The 17,836-nt window shown below is 50.1% G+C and carries 11 protein-coding genes; 9 read left to right on the top strand and 2 right to left on the bottom strand.

Annotated features, from left to right (window positions below):
• Positions 1-160: 160 nt before the first annotated feature.
• The 6 genes from FPG75_RS19925 (at position 161) to FPG75_RS19900 (ending at position 10,317) form a co-directional block, all read left to right on the top strand.
• A complete protein-coding gene (locus FPG75_RS19925; RefSeq protein WP_143309176.1) occupies positions 161-2,941 on the top strand; it encodes a ferritin-like domain-containing protein in 2,781 nt (926 codons plus the stop codon).
• Between the two features lie 161 nt (positions 2,942-3,102).
• Entirely contained in the window at positions 3,103-3,705 is a 603-nt protein-coding gene (locus FPG75_RS19920) for an RNA polymerase sigma factor (RefSeq protein ID WP_143309174.1), read from the top strand.
• Between the two features lie 68 nt (positions 3,706-3,773).
• Positions 3,774-4,631, top strand: coding sequence for a FecR family protein (locus FPG75_RS19915; RefSeq protein WP_161596861.1), 858 nt, complete (start codon positions 3,774-3,776; stop codon positions 4,629-4,631).
• Positions 4,632-4,654: 23 nt separating this feature from the next.
• Complete coding sequence (locus FPG75_RS19910) at positions 4,655-8,086, top strand: SusC/RagA family TonB-linked outer membrane protein (protein ID WP_143309170.1); 3,432 nt, start codon at positions 4,655-4,657, stop codon at positions 8,084-8,086.
• Positions 8,087-8,104: 18 nt separating this feature from the next.
• The gene (locus FPG75_RS19905) at positions 8,105-9,571 is read left to right on the top strand and encodes a SusD/RagB family nutrient-binding outer membrane lipoprotein (protein ID WP_143309168.1); all 1,467 of its coding nucleotides are present in this window, start codon (positions 8,105-8,107) and stop codon (positions 9,569-9,571) included.
• A 5-nt stretch (positions 9,572-9,576) separates the two neighbouring features.
• Positions 9,577-10,317: a glycerophosphodiester phosphodiesterase gene (locus FPG75_RS19900; RefSeq protein ID WP_143309166.1), complete on the top strand. Its 741-nt coding sequence runs from the start codon at positions 9,577-9,579 to the stop codon at positions 10,315-10,317.
• Positions 10,318-10,385: 68 nt separating this feature from the next.
• On the opposite strand, the gene FPG75_RS19895 is transcribed toward FPG75_RS19900, so the two are convergent.
• Positions 10,386-11,504, bottom strand: coding sequence for an epoxide hydrolase family protein (locus tag FPG75_RS19895; protein ID WP_143309164.1), 1,119 nt, complete (start codon positions 11,502-11,504; stop codon positions 10,386-10,388).
• Positions 11,505-11,602: 98 nt separating this feature from the next.
• Positions 11,603-12,451, bottom strand: a complete 849-nt coding sequence (locus tag FPG75_RS19890) for a helix-turn-helix domain-containing protein (RefSeq protein WP_143309162.1) — start codon at positions 12,449-12,451, stop codon at positions 11,603-11,605.
• Between the two features lie 211 nt (positions 12,452-12,662).
• On the opposite strand from FPG75_RS19890, the gene FPG75_RS19885 reads away from it, so the two are divergent.
• The 3 genes from FPG75_RS19885 (at position 12,663) to FPG75_RS19875 (ending at position 17,826) form a co-directional block, all read left to right on the top strand.
• Positions 12,663-13,280, top strand: a complete 618-nt coding sequence (locus tag FPG75_RS19885; RefSeq protein ID WP_143309160.1) for a TetR/AcrR family transcriptional regulator — start codon at positions 12,663-12,665, stop codon at positions 13,278-13,280.
• Positions 13,281-13,399: 119 nt separating this feature from the next.
• Positions 13,400-14,596 (top strand): efflux RND transporter periplasmic adaptor subunit, encoded by a 1,197-nt coding sequence (locus FPG75_RS19880; protein WP_143309158.1) that lies wholly within the window; start codon positions 13,400-13,402, stop codon positions 14,594-14,596.
• Between the two features lie 65 nt (positions 14,597-14,661).
• On the top strand, positions 14,662-17,826 hold the full coding sequence (locus FPG75_RS19875; RefSeq protein ID WP_143309156.1) for an efflux RND transporter permease subunit: 3,165 nt from the start codon (positions 14,662-14,664) through the stop codon (positions 17,824-17,826).
• The last annotated feature ends 10 nt before the right edge of the window (positions 17,827-17,836 follow it).

Here is a 17,836-nt window from a genome sequence, read left to right as displayed (position 1 = left end):
AAGGCAGGACTACTAATTATTTCAAAAATATCCATTACCTTGTAAGAGCAAAATCTCAAAATAACCATTTATACTATGATAAACCCTTGAATGCGGCGCCGCCAGGCGCTTTCAGCTCCCTCTCATTTATTCACCTCCGTATAAATCTAACCATTATCGTATGAGTTATTTACAATTCCCTCGTTTAGAATTCTCTGGTCAGTTCCAGGCAGATCCTTCTACGGTCAATAACGACCCTTATCATTTTAACACCAACACTTTCCAGACGAGCTTCCAGCTTTATGGCGAAGGGCCTTCCAATGGCTGGTGGAACCCCGGCGGCAGCGGCGCCTGGCGACTGTACGGATGCACGGTGCAAAGAGTGTATTACCGTGATGGCACCTGGTGTGACGATCCCGCCATCGATCCTATCATCGGTATGCCGGTAACCGGCGCTGACGGCCGCGCAGAAGGCAAGATCGTAGACCTCGATCCGGAAAACCAGATGGTATCGGAGATATGGGGCTTCCAGGTAGTAGTGGGCGACGCCACGCAGATCGGCTTCAGAAGCGATTTCCTGGCCGCTCCTTTTGGTGATATCTGGCCACGTTATCCCAAAACCTTTCCGAGCGATACATGCTGGGGCGCGTTCTACCAGAGCATCCTCACTACGTCTGCATGGAATAACAGCATCACACAAGGGAAGAACACGATCAGTTCCCGCTTCCTTACTGAGCTGGCGTCTACAACGATGATGGATACCAAGACAGACAGCCAGACTTTCAGCATCAAATTCAACCTGGACGGTTTTGAAGTAGATCATTCGCAGGCCAATTTCACACTGGGGCGTATCTGCGGTACGATAGGCAAACAAATAGCGGGAGATCCTGATTTCTTTGTAGCTGGCCGTCAGCTGAATCCCGCACCCGGTGCGCCTTACACGCTCAATACAGCCTATTGTGTAGTGGATACGGACAGTAATAATAATAAAGTATTACAGATAGATATGGGCAATAGTCTTGGCACCACCGCTGTTGGCGGCCCATTGAAAGATATCGGCGATATCCAGCTGTGGGTAACGCCCGCCGGAAAAGATAAAGTGATATTGGGAGAACTAAGATACCAGGATTGCGATTGGTATAAAACTACCGCAGGCGTGATCTCCATACCTCTCTCTGCTGATAATGCCGCGCTGGTAGCCGCCAATCCGCTGGCGGTATATGGCACCGATCCCAATTCCGGCATGCTCCTGCCTTTGCTGAGTGAAAGCCCCGATGGCACTTACCTCCGGGCCGATCATTTTGTGTTCCGCATCGATCCTGGTGCGGCGGCGCAAACAACAAAGTTCTATGCTACAAAATTTGGTCAGCCACTGGCAAATAAAGCGATCACTTGTGCCTATGATCCCACGCTGCTGGTAGGACAGATCAAACAAGGGCCCCTGGCCGGTCCGCACCCGGTAGGCACGCCCGATGTGTTGCTGTATAATAAAGTAACGATCGATAAACTCCAGCTAAAGACCGATCAGAATGGTACGGCTACATTGAGCATCACTGCTACCGACCCCGGCAACCCGAGAGGATATATCGATGGCCAATTGTATTGCGTATCCTATCAACTGGGCGATACTCCGCCGCCACCGGGCGTTACCAACGGCAACCAGTTGCTGAATATGCACGTGTTCACGCAATCGCCCATACCTGATGCGCCTACCTGGGTGGATGATATACAACCCATCTTCCAGCAATATGCCGACCTCTATCCCGTGATGAAACCGATCGTCGATCTCTCCGATTATGGCAGCGTGATGGAACGCCTCAATATCCTGCGGAACGTATTCAATACGCCCATCACCAGTCCGAACTATATGCCGGTAACGCGCGACCTTTCCGGCAGCAAACTGGCGATGATACAAAAATGGCTCAAGGCAGATGAACCCGCCTACCTGAATTTCAATTCGGTGGAGGGGTTGAAGAAAGCCCTGCAACTGGCCGTAGAGCTGGAGCATTCCACTATTCCGCCTTATCTCTGCGCCTTATACAGTATTATGCCGGGCTGCAATGCAGAAGTGGCCGGCCTCATACGCAGCGTGGTAGTGGAAGAGATGCTGCACATGGCACTGGCCTCCAATATCCTGATCTCCATCGGCGGCGCTCCCGACCTGCGGCATCCCAATTTCATCCCGAGGTATCCCGGCGGCTTGCCCGGTGGTTTACGTACAGGCCTCACCGTTAGACTGCGCCGCTGCTCTATCGATCAGATACGCGATTGCTTCATGTCTATCGAAGAGCCGGAAGGTACTACCATCCAGCGTTTGAAGGCCATGCGACCGTCTTTCGCCGCACAGCAAACCACTACTTATACCATCGGCTGGTTTTACAGCCAGGTGTTGCAAGCCTTGCAGGACCTCTCCGGCGCCGGCAGGATCTCGTTCGGAAATGCCGACAAGCAGGTATCCAACTGGAGCGGCATGACAGGACAACTGTATGTGATCAAGTCTTTGGCAGATGCGCAGAATGCCATCAGCGAAATTGTAGACCAGGGTGAAGGGATGGCGAACATGGACCCGCAAACGGGTCAGGGCGAGCTGGCGCATTATTATAAATTTGCGGAGATCGTGGCTGGCCGCAAACTGGTGCCTGCCGGCAACACCTACACTTATACCGGCGACCCGATACCTTTTGATCCCAATGGCGTATACCCGATGGTGGATGATCCGCAACCGGTAGGCTATCCCGATGGCTCCCGTGCACAGATATTATCCAACGAGTTTGCCCGCAGTTATCAGAAGATGCTCAACGCGCTGCACGATACCTTCAATGGTAATCCCGATAATCTCAATGAAGCCATCGGCGCTATGTACTCCCTGAGCGTACAGGCGCGCGTGCTGATGCAAACGCCATCAGGCAGGAATGACGGCACCACGGCAGGGCCGGCGTTTCAACTGCCCTATGTACATTAATGACCGCGGGTGTTTTTCTCGCAAAGGCGCAAAGCAGCAAAGGCGCTTCGATCTTTGCTGCTTTGCGCCTTTGCGCCTTTGCGAGCCGATAACACAAACTTAATATACTCCCGAGGGATAATCCGATAGCTTTGCGGTTGCGCTGTGCCAAATCTGCATATATGAATAAAACGGCCGTAGAACAGGAAGATGAATCCCGGCTCTGGGAGCGATTTTGCAAAGGAAACAAGGAAGCATTTGATAGCTTGTACTACACCTACTTTCCTTTACTGTTCCAGTATTGCAGCAAGTTTACGGCCGACAGAGACCTGATTAAAGATGTATTGCAGGATTTTTTTATCGAGCTATTTACCCAAAGTTCCCGCCGTGGAAATATCCGGCAGCTGAAGAGTTATCTCTTTGTATCCGCCAGAAGAAAATTATTGAAAACCCTCCGGCAGCAAAAGGTTCGTTCTACGCTGAACCTGGAAGAAGAAGATGCCTATGATTTCCATTTGGAGCTCTCCGCCGATCATCCCCTGATCCATAAACAACAGGATAGTCACCTGCAACTGGTAGTACAACAAGTGATCAATCAGCTCAGCAACCGGCAAAGAGAGGCCGTATACCTGTATTTTTTTGAGAACATCGGCTATGATGGCATCGCTGATATCATGTCGATGAAAGAAGTGAAATACGCCCGCACGCTGATATACCGGGCGCTCGCGGAGATGCGTGAGGCCTTTGCCGGCAACCAGCAACTCTCCGGATTACTGGAAAGCTGAATTTTTTTTAAAAAAACTTTCATTTTCCTGAGGGTATTTTTCATCATCCTTTCCTCTTATAGATGACGATGGACAATCAAACACAAAAGATAACAAACATACTGGCTGGCCTACGTGCACAGGAAACCGCATTATCAGCCGATGAGATCGAGGCGGTGAAACGTCAGATAGACGGCAGGCTGAGAGGGAAGCTGATACAGCTTTGGGTGCGCAGGGCCGCTATAGCCGCTTCGGTACTGCTGGTGCTGGCCGCCACTTTTTACTTGCTGGCAACCCGCAGCACCACCATTGTTAACGGTTACGCCAGTACGAAAATAGTCAGGCTGCCAGATGGTTCTATCGTTACGCTCAATGCTAATTCCACCCTGCGTTACAGCAGCTGGTGGCTCTCCTGGAAAGAACGGGCTGTATGGCTGGATGGGGAAGCATTTTTTAAGGTCACGAAAAAGCCTGCCGGCTTCCACCCGAAATTTGTAGTGCATACCGGCGGTCTTGATGTAAAGGTGATGGGCACCGCTTTTAATGTTTACAATCGCAGGAAGCATATAGAGGTAAGGCTGGAAGAAGGGAAGGTGACCGCCGCCGCCACCGGATGGGCTGATGGCGGAGGAAGCTACCGGCTATTGCCCGGAGAAGCAGTACAGCTGGATGTTACAGACAAACGACTGAAAGCATTGCACCTCGCAGGCGTTATCACGCCTAAGAATGGTCGCCTCGTATTCAACAACATTCCATTGCAACAGGTGGCGCAGGTGATTGCAGATAATTATGGTTACCAGGTCAGGTGGAAAAACACCGCGCTGCAACAGGAACGCTTCACCGGTTCCGTGCCGGCGGATAAGCTGCCCATGCTGCTGGCTGCCATCCGTGCCGTATTCGATAAAGGAACCGTAGTGCAGGAAGGCCAAACGATTACTTTCCAATAGTATCATATCACTTTAAATTTTTTATGAAACAACAACTGAACAGGTACTTCGTCCTGATCATGCTCCTATTGTCTATACCTTGGCGCGGACAGGCACATCCCGGTGAAGATCCGATCAAACTGATCACCGCTTTGCAGCAACTGCAAAACACTTTTCATGTCAACTTTAATTACAGCAGTGCAGCCATTGCAGATAAATATATACTGCAAGAGCAGTTGCCTGTTTCCGGCAGTTTCGACGCCGCGCGCGTCAATCACCTGTTACGGCCTTTGGGCCTGATGCTGGAGCAACTCAGCAGCACCGACTATGCCGTACGTCGCATACCTGCCGCCGCAAAGCAGGCGAACACTCCGGACCGCCACACCATCAGCGGTACTATTCGCAACGAAAAAGGAGAACCGGTGCCTGGCGCGACGATCTCCGATCCTGCATCTGGCAAGAGTGTCATATCTGATGAACAAGGACGCTATGTGATAGAAACCGATGCGCATACCAGCACACTTGTATTCCGCTCTATCGGCTATTTCAGTAAAGAAGTAAAAGTAGATGACAAGGACTTGCTCAATGTGCAAATGGTGACCAATACCAAAGAGCTATCGGCCGTAGTGGTAACAGCTTTGGGCATCAAGCGGGAAGAAAAAGCATTGGGCTATTCCATCGCCACCATGGATGGCTCGAAAGTCAATACCGTGAAGGATGTGAACGTGCTCAATTCACTTTCCGGCAAAGTAGCGGGCGTGGATATCAGGGCGGCCAGCTCTGATCCTGGCGCTTCTGTGTTGGTAACGATCCGTGGTTCATCTTCCATCGCTAATAATAACCGCCCGCTGTTTGTAGTAGATGGTGTGCCGGTAGCATCGGCCAACAGATCGCCTTCGCAGCCGGTAGGGCAGGTGACCGTTGATTACGGCAGTCCTGTTTCAGATATCAACCCGGATGATATCGCCAGCATCACCGTGCTGAAAGGCGCCAGCGCTGCGGCCCTCTACGGCAGCCGCGCCGCCAACGGCGTGATATTGATCGTTACCAAAACCGGCGCGGGTAAGGCACGGAAAGGCCTCAACGTAAATGTCAACTTCTCCGCGATATTCGATAAAGCCTGGCAGTTCCCCGATTTTCAAAATGAATTTGGCGCAGGAGATGCCACTGGTTCTACTGATCCTACCAATACTTTATCTACCTCTTCCTGGGGCCCGCGCCTGGATCAGGGCGCCAAACATATTCAGTGGAACAGCCCGCGGGACGCCAGCGGCAACCTTATCGCCACCGATTGGGTAGCCTATCCCAATCGTGTGAAAGATTTTTTCCAGACAGGTTCCACTTATACCAGCAACGTAGCGGTTACCGGCAGCAATTTCCGGCTATCGTATACCAACCTGCGGAATACCGGTATCACGCCTAATACCGACCTGCAACGCAATACCATCAACCTTTCTGCCGGTTATGAACTGAGCAGGAAAATAAAAGTAACTACCAATGTCGGCTATACGAATAATAAAAGTGATAACCGGCCAACGTTCAACCGTGGCAGCTCTGCGTATATCCTGTATACCATGCCGGCCAACATCAATTCACAGTTGCTGAAAAATTACTGGATGGCCGGGAAAGACGGACTACAGCAGTTTTCACAGGATCAGGGCAGTACGGATAATCCTTATTTCGTTGCCTATCAGCTCACCAACGGATATAATCGCAACCACCTCACCGGCAATGTTCAGTTAACGATGGAACTGGCGAAAGGCCTCACCCTGATGGGCCGCAGCGGCCTGGATATGTTCTCTGAAACAGATGAAAGCAAACGCGCTTTCAGCGCCGTGAAAAATCCCTATGGCGGCTATTATATCGGTGACCTCTTCAACAGTGAACAGAACACAGATTTCCTGTTGACCTACAAACGCGAGATCAATAAAGACTGGTCTTTCTTTATCTCTGGCGGCGGCAACCGCATGGACCAGCGCTATAACAGCGAGTCGCAATCAGCCGGGCAATTGGTGATGCCGGGTGTGTATAACATCTCCAATGCCGCCGCAGGCACGGTGGCCAACAATTCTTTCCGTTCCCGCAAAAGGATCAACAGCTTGTACAGCATGGGCGAGATCGCTTTCCGCAGTTATGCTTTCCTCGATCTCACTGCCAGGAATGACTGGTCCAGCACCTTGCCGGCAGGTAACAATGCTTATTTCTATCCTTCGGCTTCTCTCAGCCTGATACTGTCGGATATGCTGCATCTCAACAATGCGGCGCTGTCGTACGCCAAGCTGCGCCTCAACTGGTCGAAAGTGGGCAAGGATACAGACCCTTACAGCCTGTATAACAATTTTTATTTCAGCTCGCCGGATTGGGGTAATGTGAAGATGGCCGACTTCAGCAAGATGCTTAAAAATAACAACCTGAAACCGGAGATCGCTACCTCTTATGAAGTGGGAACAGAACTGAAGTTCTTCCATGGCCGCCTCGGACTGGATGCTACCTGGTATACTACCAACAGCCGTAACCAGATCATACAAACGCCTACCACCATGGCTTCCGGCTATAATGGCAAGATCATCAACGCCGGCGAAATCCGCAACAGGGGATGGGAGATCAGCCTGAACGGCACACCGGTAGCCGGGAAATTTATCTGGGAAACCGGCATCAATTTCACCCGCAACCGCAACAAAGTGATCAAATTATCTGAAGGTATCACACAATACCTGCAAGGCAATGCCGAAGGGATCGACTACCAGATACGCGAAGGACAACAACTCGGAGATATGTGGGGCGTTACCTGGAAAACCGTGCCCGACGGGCCTTTTAAAGGAAAAGAATTACTCGACAACACAGGGCATTCGCAATACGCCACCGACAAAGTGAAGATCGGCAATTACAATCCCGATTTCATGCTGGGATTCAGCAACACTTTCACGTATCAGCACTGGACACTCAACATGCTCATCGACTGGCGCATGGGCGGGCAGTTCTTCTCTTACATGTATATGAACCTCTTGTCGGACGGCCGCACCACCAATACGCTTCAGGGCCGCGATCCACAACACGGGGGCCTGAGCTGGAACGATGGCAGCAGCAACCGTACCGATGGCATGATCGAAGATGGTTATGTGTCTGACGGCAACGGCGGCTATGTGAAAAATACCAACATCACCGATCCGGAAAGTTATTACGGCGACTACTACTGGAAAATGCATTCCCGCAATACTTTCAGCGCCACTTATGTAAAGCTGCGCGAGCTAAGTCTTAGCTACCTGTTCAGCAAGGCGCAAACCGGCCGCCTGCCCGTTTCCAATCTGTCTATCGCCTTCATTGCCCGCAACCTTTTCAGCTGGACCGCGGCGGGGCAAGGCTATGATCCTGAAACCGCCATGACCATCAGCAGTGGCGGCATTACGCCGGGTACTTCCAGCTGGTCATTGCCCTATACACGATCATATGGAGTTAAACTGGGTCTTAATTTTTAATCATCATCTGCGATCATTATGAGAAAGATATATTCATCGCTGCTGCTGGGATCAATGTTCCTCTTCGGCGCCTGTACCAAACAGTTCGGCGACATCAATACCAATCCCAATAACGCTACTACGGTGAGCCCGCAGTACCTTTTGTCTACCACTTTAGTGCAAACCGCTTATCCCTACCAGGACGACGCCTTTCTGGACAAGCCCGCAGAAGCGGCACGCTATATTACCAAGGTGCGCAATGAAGGCGTGGACTTGTTTGGCTGGTCCGCCGATAGCTGGGATACTTATTATAATACCCTTAGCATCAATAAAACATTTCACGACCTCGCCGCTCTTAACAACATGCATCAGTATACCGCTATCTCCGATATACTGAAGGTGTTCAACTTTGCCTATATCACAGATCTCTACGGCGATATTCCTTACTCCGCGGCGTTGTTATCGAAAGACAGCAATATCGTGCACCCGGTATACGATAAACAAGAAACTATCTATCCCTCCCTGTTGCAAACGCTGGCAGCCGCCAATGATACACTGGCCTCCAATACCCAGGCGATCGATCCTGGCTACGACATCCTTTATGGTGGCAGTGCTATCAAGTGGCGGCGCTTCGCGAATGCGCTGCGTTTGCGTTTGCTGCTGCGTGCAGCAAAACATTACGGTAACGCCTATACGGAGATGCAAAATATACTGGATCATCCAGACAAGTATCCGCTGCTGGCAGGTAATGCAGATAATGCTGAATTGAAATACCTGGGTATTAGTAAAAACAATGCCTGGCCAGGCGGTAACCTGAACAATTCCGCAACGGAGATCAATAAATATAAACCGAGCAAGGAGATCGTTGATACGCTGCTGCGCCTCAACGACCCGCGCCTGGCCGTGTGGGTGGCGCCAGTGGCCAAACCTGCAGGTTATACGGTAGATCCGCATCCTTATGTAGGTGTGCCCAATGCCATCCGTTCTCCTTATGATTATAATGGCGGAGAAGAACATATTTCTTTGCTCGCAGATATTTTTTACCAGAATAGCAATGATCTGTTGAAAGCTGCTTTGATCACTTATGCGGAACAGTGCTTCATTTTAGCAGAAGCAGCGCAGGCAGGGAAAGTGACCGTGCCCGGCGAAACCGCTGCCACCCTGTATAACAAAGGTATCAGCGCTTCGCTTGCTTATTATGGCATCACCGGGAAGGCAGCCAGCGATTACCAGTTGCAGGCAGCTGTGCAATACAATGGTACGTTGTCGCAGCTGATCACGCAGAAATGGATCGCTGGTTTCCTGAAAGGGGCGGAGGGTTGGTTTGATCATCGCCGTACAGGTTACCCGGTGTTTGTGACCGGGCCGCTGGCCGCGGTGAGCAGCATTCCCAGCAGGTATATCTATCCATCTGCGGAGCAGTCTTATAACCTGGATCAGTACACCGCCGCCGTGGCGCGGCAGGGAGCCGATGCCATTACAACGCTCATGTGGTATTTAAAATAAGCGCTATGCTATCATTCCTGATTTTTTTGTTAGGCCTGCAGATGCCCGTACGACCACCCTTGCCGCCGGCTGCGCATCATCCGGTGGTGATTGCGCACCGGGGCGATCATGTTACATTGCCGGAAAATACTTTAGCTGCTTATGCCAGCGCCATCAGGCTGGGCGCGGATTACATAGAAACAGACCTGCGCATGACGGCCGACAGCCAGCTGGTGATCTCTCATGGCGAACAATGGCATGGGATGGACATCCGCAGCAGCTCATGGGCGCAGCTTTGCCAAAAGGGCCAGATACCTGGCTTCCGTGATGTGCTACGTTTATGCCGGCAGAAAGTGAATATCTATCTTGATTTTAAAGAGGCCGATGTTGTGGCAGCGTACAAGTTGATAAAGGAATTTAAAATGGAAAAACGGGTAGTGGTATATGCTAATGCAGAAGCGCAATTGTGGCAATGGCGGGAAGTAGCGCCCACTATGCCGCTGATGTGCAGCGTGCCGGATACTGTGCGGGATGCCGCATCGCTGGCGGGTTTCCTCGATCAGTTCCCGGTATCGGCGATAGACGGCTCGCGTGGACAATATACAAAGGAGATGCTGGCCTTGTGCAAACAGCGCGGCGTAGCGGTATGGCTGGATGTGCAGTCGAAAGATGAAGGCCCGCCGCAATGGCGGCAAGCCCTGGCGGAAGGCGTAGCAGGGATGCAGACAGATCATCCGGCAGCATTGATCCGCTTTTTAAGGAACTAAAAAAAGAAAAAGGGCGCCTCAAATTTACTTTTGAGGCGCTCTTTAATAACGAAGATGCAGCAATGCGATTACATTTTTCCAAAGAATCCGGCAAGCTCCCTGGAATAGACTTCAGGCTGTTCCATCGCTGCAAAATGACCTCCTTTGCCCAGTACATTGAAGCTCACAACATTGGCCATCCTTTCCGCCCATTCTTTAGGGAATTGGGCTTCCTTGGGAAACAGCGATACGCCTGTTTGTACGCCTACCCGTTGTGAGGATTGTAGTCCTCCCATATAACTGGCGCGGGCATTCTCGGCATATGTTCTGATGGAGGAATTAATAGATTGGCTTACCCAGTAGATCATAATGTTTGTGATCAGTTTGTCCATCCTAATGCTATTGCCGAGGTTTCCGTCGTGGTCGCTCCAGGCATGGAATTTTTCGATGATCCAGGAGGCCAGTCCTACGGGGCTGTCGTTGAGCCCATAACCCAGGGTTTGTGGTTTGGTTGACTGGATCATATTAAACGCGCCTTCTGTAAAGAACCAATGTTGTATTTGTTGCCCAAACGCCTGTTCGGCGGGTGTCATCGTTGCCCAGTCCTCGCTGCCGTTGGGATAGCCTACATCCGTTAAATGAATAGCCTTTACATTGCCTGGGAACTGCACTGCCAGCGACTTCGTGATCAAAGTGCCCATATCGCCGCCTGCGGCAAAGTAGGAGGAATATCCCAGTACTTCTGTCATGAGTTTATTGAACAGGGCTGCCGTTTTATCGCTGTTCACAGCTGTTTGCTGGGAGAATCCGAATCCGGGTATGGAAGGGATTACGAGGTCATAGGAACGCCCGCCTTCAGTTGGATTGGTCAGCATCGGAATGATCTGGAGAAAGCGATAGAATGAATCCGGCCATCCATGGCTCAGGATCAGCGGCGAAGTATTTTCTCCCTGGCCTTTTACATAAATGAAATGAATGGTAATGCCGTCTATTTCAGTTTTGTATTGGGGAAACTGGTTGATCTCCGCTTCGTGGGTTCTCCAATCGTACTCAGTTTGCCAGTAGCGCACCAATTCCCGCAAATATCCTGGATTGGTGCCATAATTCCATCCGGCATTTTCAGGTTCATCTGTCCATCTTGTTTGTTTAAGTCTTGCTGATAAATCGTTCAGAGTTTCTTGCGGTACATTAATGCTAAAAGGTTTCATAAATCGTTGTTTTTATTTTGTTCGATACAAAGGTACTTGGCAGGCTTTTCCTGTCATTGTAAAAAATTTACCAGGGACATTTGTCGGTAAGTCAGGGTTTACTTTGCATCCGGGTTATCATTAGGAAATTGCAGGATCATTTCGGGCACCAGCTCGTTTTCATCCAGGGCCAATTGAGATCTCAGGTACTCCATTGGCTTTAGCCCTGTAAAAAAGGCAAAGTCTTTTATGAAATGGGCCTGGTCAAAATAGCCATACCGGTGGATGATGGAGAACCAGTCGATATGGGTTTTGTTTTTTTGGATTTCAGTAATCACCTGCTGTAGCCGATGAACTCTTTGCAGGTATTTGGGTGAGAAGCCCGTATATGTTTTAAGCAGGTGAATGACGTGCTTTTGGGAATAGCCGGATTTCTGTACCAACCAGTCGATGGGTTTGTCGATATGCTGGTTTATAAACCTCACGATATGGTATCCCATGTTCTCTTCAACCGAATATTGTAAAAAGTAGTTTTCGATCAACGCGAACTTTTCTGCCAGGGCGGCGGCATTGAGTAGTTTTTCATACAATCGCGTGAAGGAGTTTCCAAAAACAGCTTCGGCCTCAATGCCCACGTCGTCCAATACGGTAACTGGTATCTTCGTAAGCGAAAAAAAGCCGCCCACCGTAAAACGGATACTGATGATAGTGGAATCAGGATTGTTTTTGTAATGGATCGCCTGTTTCTGCATCCCCGAGATCCAGGCATGCTTCACCTCTTTTTTGCAAGCGGCGTTTATTTCGGGATAAACTGTATTCAGGGTATTTTCATTCAGTTCGATCACGAGGTTTATCCCGCCTTCCGGAAGCTCTTTGATGTAGGGTATTGATAATGATCCGCTAACGTAAATAATGTGCTGAATAAAGTCTGAGAGTGGATATGTTGGAATGTGCCGGTGTACTTTCATGATCGGATCAGTGATTGCCAATTCCGTAAAAATATGCCATTTCCGGTTCTAATTGATTTATCCCGACCGGATTTATTTAGCGGGCCACCCGCAATTTGTATCAGTCTTCCTGCTTTTTGTATAAACATCCACGTTTTTTTGCGTCATAGCTTTACATCGTTAATCACCGGTATAAAATCTAACCGTTCCAGAAAAAATAACAGTGTTAGCGATGGGTATATCAGAACGTAAATTAAGACACAGAGAAGAAGTTAAGGCAAGTATCCTGCACGCAGCGAAACAACTGGTGAAAATGGAAGGGTGGCAGGCATTGTCTGTCCGGAAGATAGCCGATGTCATAGAATATAGCGTACCGGTGATTTACGAATACTTTGACAACAAGGAAGCCCTGCTGTTCGAACTTTCGCTCGAAGGATTCCATCTTCTTAAAAAAGATCTGAACGCCGCCCTGGTATCCTGCGCCATACCCGAGGAGCAGTTGAAAAGGTTGTCTTGCGCCTACTGGGATTTTGCTTTCAAAAACAGGGAATATTATCAACTGATGTATGGCATAGGCATGCCCTGTTCCAGCACAGGCAGGCTGAAGCCCGAGCTGAATATTTTCGGCCGCCTGATCGGTAACGCCATGAAGGAGATAGATTACCTGCAAAGAATGAACGAGCATGAAATTGATTTCAGGGCCTCCCTGCTCTGGAGTATGCTGCACGGGCTTATTTCCATTGTCATGATGCGTAACCCGGATGTGGATTATAAAATGGATAAGGAAGTGATGGAAGAAAGCATCACCGCTTATATTACCTACCTGCGCCGTTTTCATTCCCCATCCTGAATGTTTGAAAAAAAATCTGAAAAAAAAATTGTGTAACCAATTGGTTACGCATATATTTGTAACCAAATGGTTACCCTTTAATTTTTGCATTACATGTTCATTTTCTAATACTATACTATATGACCGCAAAGAATCATCAATCATACCGTTTACATCTCAGGCAGCTACTGGCCGGGGGCCTGGCGCTTTCTTTCATGACTGGTTTATACGGTTGTGCCGGACGTGCGGCAGTTAACAACGCGCCGCCCACCGTGCCTGTGGTGGCCGTCAGTGCTTTGCCCGCTACTACTTACCAGGATTTCACTGCCGCTATACAAGGCAGCCGCGATATAGAAATAAGACCATTGGTGGATGGTTATTTAACAGACATCGCGGTAGATGAAGGCGCCGCCGTACACAAAGGGCAGGTGTTATTCCACATCGACAAAAGGCCTTATGAAGAACAACTTCACAACGCCATGGCCAATTTGCAGGCGGCAAAAGCAGCGCAGGAAAATGCGCAGATCAATGTTGACAAACTGAAACCGCTGGTGGCGGCGAAAGTGGTATCTGACATACAACTGAAATCAGCTGAAGCAGTATATCATTCCGCGCAGGCCAATGTAGCACAAGCCGAAGCGCAGGTAGAAGCAGCCCGCATCAATATCGGGTATACTACTATCACTGCGCCGGGCGATGGTTACATCGGCAGCATCCCTTATAAAACCGGCAGCCTGGTCACCAAAGGCATGCCAGGCGCGCTCACCACTGTTTCTGAAACAAAAGAAGTAAGGGTGTATTTCTCCCTGAGCGAAACAGGTTTTCTGCAATTCACAGAAAAATACCCGGGCCAATCCATTGCGGAGAAAGTAAAATCAATGCCCCCGGTACAACTGGTGCTGGCTGATGGCAGCGTGTACCCGGAAAAAGGAAAGGTAGAATTGGCAAAAGGACAATTCGATAAAACGATCGGCGCCATCAATTTCAGAGCCTCGTTTCCTAATGCATCCGGAACGCTGAAAAGCGGCAGCACCGGCAAGATCAGGATACCCACTACGCTGTCGTCCGCACTGGTGGTGCCCCAGGAAGCCACCTTTGAAATACAGGACAAAATATTCGTTTACCTCGTAGCCGACAGTAACAAAGTAGTGACCCGGTCGCTCACCATTGCCGGCAAAACACCTAACTACTATTTTGTAGCCGATGGCGTAAAGAAAGGAGAACGGATTGTGTTGTCTTCTCAATCTACCTTGCTGATGGGCGGATTGAAAGATGGAATGGCCATCCAGCCGAAAATGGCTTCCATGGATAGCCTGCTGAGAGCGAAACCAATTTAGTGGTCTGTTCCCGGAAAACATTATTTATTTCTGCGGCTTTGTCCGCTGCATCACAATCTCATTTTATGCTACGAAAATTTATTGAACGTCCCGTATTATCTACGGTGGTGTCTATCATATTGCTATCACTCGGGGTGATCTCCCTTCTCACATTACCCATTACTTTGTTCCCGGATATTGCGCCGCCATCTGTTCAGGTAACGGCCAACTATCCCGGCGCCAACTCGGAAGTAGTAGCGCGCGCAGTGGCCACGCCTATTGAAGAAGCGGTGAACGGCGTGGAGAACATGAGCTACATGACCTCCAACTCCAGCAACGACGGTAACTATACGCTCACCGTTTATTTCAAGCAAGGTACCAATCCGGATATCAATGCGGTGAACGTACAAAACCGTGTATCGAAAGCCAATAGCCAGCTGCCACAGGAAGTAATACAGGCGGGCATCTCCACACAAAAAGTGCAGAACAGTACTATCATGTTCGTGGGCTTGCAGGCTTTTGATACCACCAAAGGTTATAATGAGCTTTTCCTGGAAAACTATCTCAGGATCAATCTTATTCCGCAACTGCAACGTATTCCCGGTGTGGCGCAGGCAACGGTGTTCAGCGCCAAGGATTATTCCATGCGCATTTGGCTGAAGCCCGAACGCCTGGCCGCCAACAACCTGTCTCCGCAGGATGTGATGAACGCCATCAGGGACCAGAACATCGAAGCGGCGCCCGGCAGGCTGGGACAGGGAAGCAGCGCCTCCTTTGAATACATCATCAAATATAAAGGCAAGCTGAATAAGAACGAGGACTATGAAAATATGGTGCTCAAATCCAATAACGATGGCTCCGTACTTCGACTGAAAGATGTGGCCCGTATTGAGTTTGGCGGATATAGTTATACATCCACCAACAAGTTGAGCAACAAGCCTACCTCCGGTTTTGCCATCCTGCAAACACCTGGCTCCAATGCCAACGAGATCCTTACAGAAGTACAAAGGCAGCTGAAAGAGTTTACGCCGAAACTCCCGGTGGGCACCCGTTTCGAGATTATGTACAATGTGAAGAACTTCCTGGATGCCTCTATCGACCAGGTAAAAGAAACACTGATCATCGCCTTCATACTGGTGGCATTGGTGGTATTTGTTTTCCTGCAAGACTGGCGTTCTACTTTGATACCGGTGATTGCTGTTCCTGTAGCGATCGTAGGTACTTTCTTCTTCATGCAGCTGCTGGGCTTTACCATCAACCTGCTCACACTCTTTGCGCTGGTACTGGCCATCGGCATTGTGGTGGATGATGCCATCGTGGTGGTGGAAGCAGTGCATACGAAGATGGCTCGAACGCACCTGGCGCCGAAAGAGGCCACCATCAGCGCGATGAGCGAGATATCCGGTGCGATCGTTTCCATTACCCTCGTGATGGCCGCCGTATTTGTGCCGGTGAGTTTTGTACAAGGCCCTGCCGGCGTGTTCTACAAACAGTTTGCCTTTACGATCGCTACCGCCATCATCATCTCTGCGATCAATGCGTTAACGCTCAGTCCTGCCTTGTGCGCCCTGCTGTTGAAAAACCATCATGCGGATGCGGAAGAAGAGAAGAAAGCGGGTCTTGGCAAACGTTTCTTCACTGCCTTTAACACCGGCTTCAATGCGATGACGGATAAATATGTAGGCAGTATAAAATTCCTGTTGAAGAACAAGTGGGTGGCCATTGCAGCGCTGCTGCTGGTTACATTGGGCAGCGTGGTGCTGATGAGAAACAGCCCTACCGGCTTTATCCCGAACGAGGACCAGGGTTTCGTATTGTCAGTTGTGCAAACACCTGCGGGTAGCTCGCTGGACAGGACCACAGCCGCCACCGCGCAGATCAGTGATATCATCGACAAAGATCCATCCACAAACGGCTCCTGGGTGATCAACGGTTTTAACCTCATCACTTTTGCCACCTCTTCGCCGCAGGCAGCTATCTTCTCGCGCCTGAAGCCCATCAAAGAGAGAGGCGCTGTAACAGACCCGGATGTGATTGCCGGCGGCCTGATCGCTAAAACAAGCCAGGTGCATGATGCCATGACCGTATTCGTGAACTTCCCTACCGTGCAAGGTTTCGGTAACGTGAGCGGTGCAGAATTTACCTTGCAGGACAGGGGAGACGGATCATTGCAGCAACTGGGAAACACCGCATGGGCCTTTATTGGCGAGCTTTCCAAAAGAAAAGAGATCGCTACAGCGTTCACCACCTTCAATACCAGCAACCCGCAATACAACCTGGAAGTAGATGATATCAAAGCCAAACAACTCGGCGTTTCCATCAGCGATCTGATGAACACTTTGCAGGTGTATTATGGTAGCAGCTTCGTGACAGACTTTAACCGTTTCGGTAAATACTACCGCGTGATGGCGCAGGCCGATGTGCCTTACCGCGTAGACGAAAGTTCGCTGGATGGTATCTATGTAAAGAATAATCTCGGCACGATGGTGCCCGTGTCTACAGTCGCCAAGTTTGTGCGCACCTATGGCCCGGAAGTGGTGACCCGCAACAACCTTTACAAGGCTGTGCAGATACAGGTGATCCCCAAACCGGGCTACAGTACCGGCGACGCGATCAAAGCCATCCAGGCTACGGCCAAACAGTCATTGCCCGCTTCATATGGCTATGAGTTCACCGGTATCAGCAGGGAAGAGATCAAGGCCGGTAACCAAACGGTGTTCATCTTCCTGCTCAGCGTATTCTTCGTGTATTTCCTGCTGGCCGCACAATATGAAAGCTATGTGCTGCCGCTGGCGGTGATCCTCACCGTGCCTACAGGCTTGTTGGGCGTGTTTGCGTTTATCGGTTTCGGTGGCGTACAAAACAACGTGTATGTACAGGTAGGCTTGATTATGCTGATAGGTCTCATCGCCAAGAACGCCATCCTGATCGTGGAGTTTGCCGTGCAAAGGCGACGAGCGGGGCACACACTCGTAGAAGCCGCGCTGGAAGCGGCGCATCTGCGCTTACGCCCGATACTCATGACCTCCTTTGCATTCATCGTGGGTATGCTGCCGCTGATCTTTACGCAAGGCGCTTCTGCACAGGGTAACCATTCTATCGGATGGAGCGCTGTTGGCGGTATGCTTTCCGGTGTGGTGCTCGGCATATTCCTGATACCCGTATTGTTCGTGATTTTCCAGTACATGCAGGAAAAGATATCTGCCCGGAAAGCCGCGTCTGTCCGGACGCGCCAGGTAGCAGTACAATAACTTTCATTCA

It is taken from the genome of Chitinophaga vietnamensis, assembly GCF_902167635.1.
GTDB lineage: Bacteria > Bacteroidota > Bacteroidia > Chitinophagales > Chitinophagaceae > Chitinophaga > Chitinophaga vietnamensis.
The sequence above is the reverse complement of the archived record's forward strand: the minus strand, read 5'-3'. Positions and strand labels throughout refer to the sequence as shown.

Excerpts from the sequence above, each read along its gene's own strand:
- FPG75_RS19925 (WP_143309176.1), top strand. The coding sequence starts at position 161 with ATGAGTTATTTACAATTCCCTCGTTTAGAATTCTCTGGTCAGTTCCAG.
- FPG75_RS19920 (WP_143309174.1), top strand. The coding sequence starts at position 3,103 with ATGAATAAAACGGCCGTAGAACAGGAAGATGAATCCCGGCTCTGGGAG.
- FPG75_RS19915 (WP_161596861.1), top strand. The coding sequence starts at position 3,774 with ATGGACAATCAAACACAAAAGATAACAAACATACTGGCTGGCCTACGT.
- FPG75_RS19910 (WP_143309170.1), top strand. The coding sequence starts at position 4,655 with ATGAAACAACAACTGAACAGGTACTTCGTCCTGATCATGCTCCTATTG.
- FPG75_RS19905 (WP_143309168.1), top strand. The coding sequence starts at position 8,105 with ATGAGAAAGATATATTCATCGCTGCTGCTGGGATCAATGTTCCTCTTC.
- FPG75_RS19900 (WP_143309166.1), top strand. The coding sequence starts at position 9,577 with ATGCTATCATTCCTGATTTTTTTGTTAGGCCTGCAGATGCCCGTACGA.
- FPG75_RS19895 (WP_143309164.1), bottom strand. The coding sequence starts at position 11,504 with ATGAAACCTTTTAGCATTAATGTACCGCAAGAAACTCTGAACGATTTA.
- FPG75_RS19890 (WP_143309162.1), bottom strand. The coding sequence starts at position 12,451 with ATGAAAGTACACCGGCACATTCCAACATATCCACTCTCAGACTTTATT.
- FPG75_RS19885 (WP_143309160.1), top strand. The coding sequence starts at position 12,663 with ATGGGTATATCAGAACGTAAATTAAGACACAGAGAAGAAGTTAAGGCA.
- FPG75_RS19880 (WP_143309158.1), top strand. The coding sequence starts at position 13,400 with ATGACCGCAAAGAATCATCAATCATACCGTTTACATCTCAGGCAGCTA.
- FPG75_RS19875 (WP_143309156.1), top strand. The coding sequence starts at position 14,662 with ATGCTACGAAAATTTATTGAACGTCCCGTATTATCTACGGTGGTGTCT.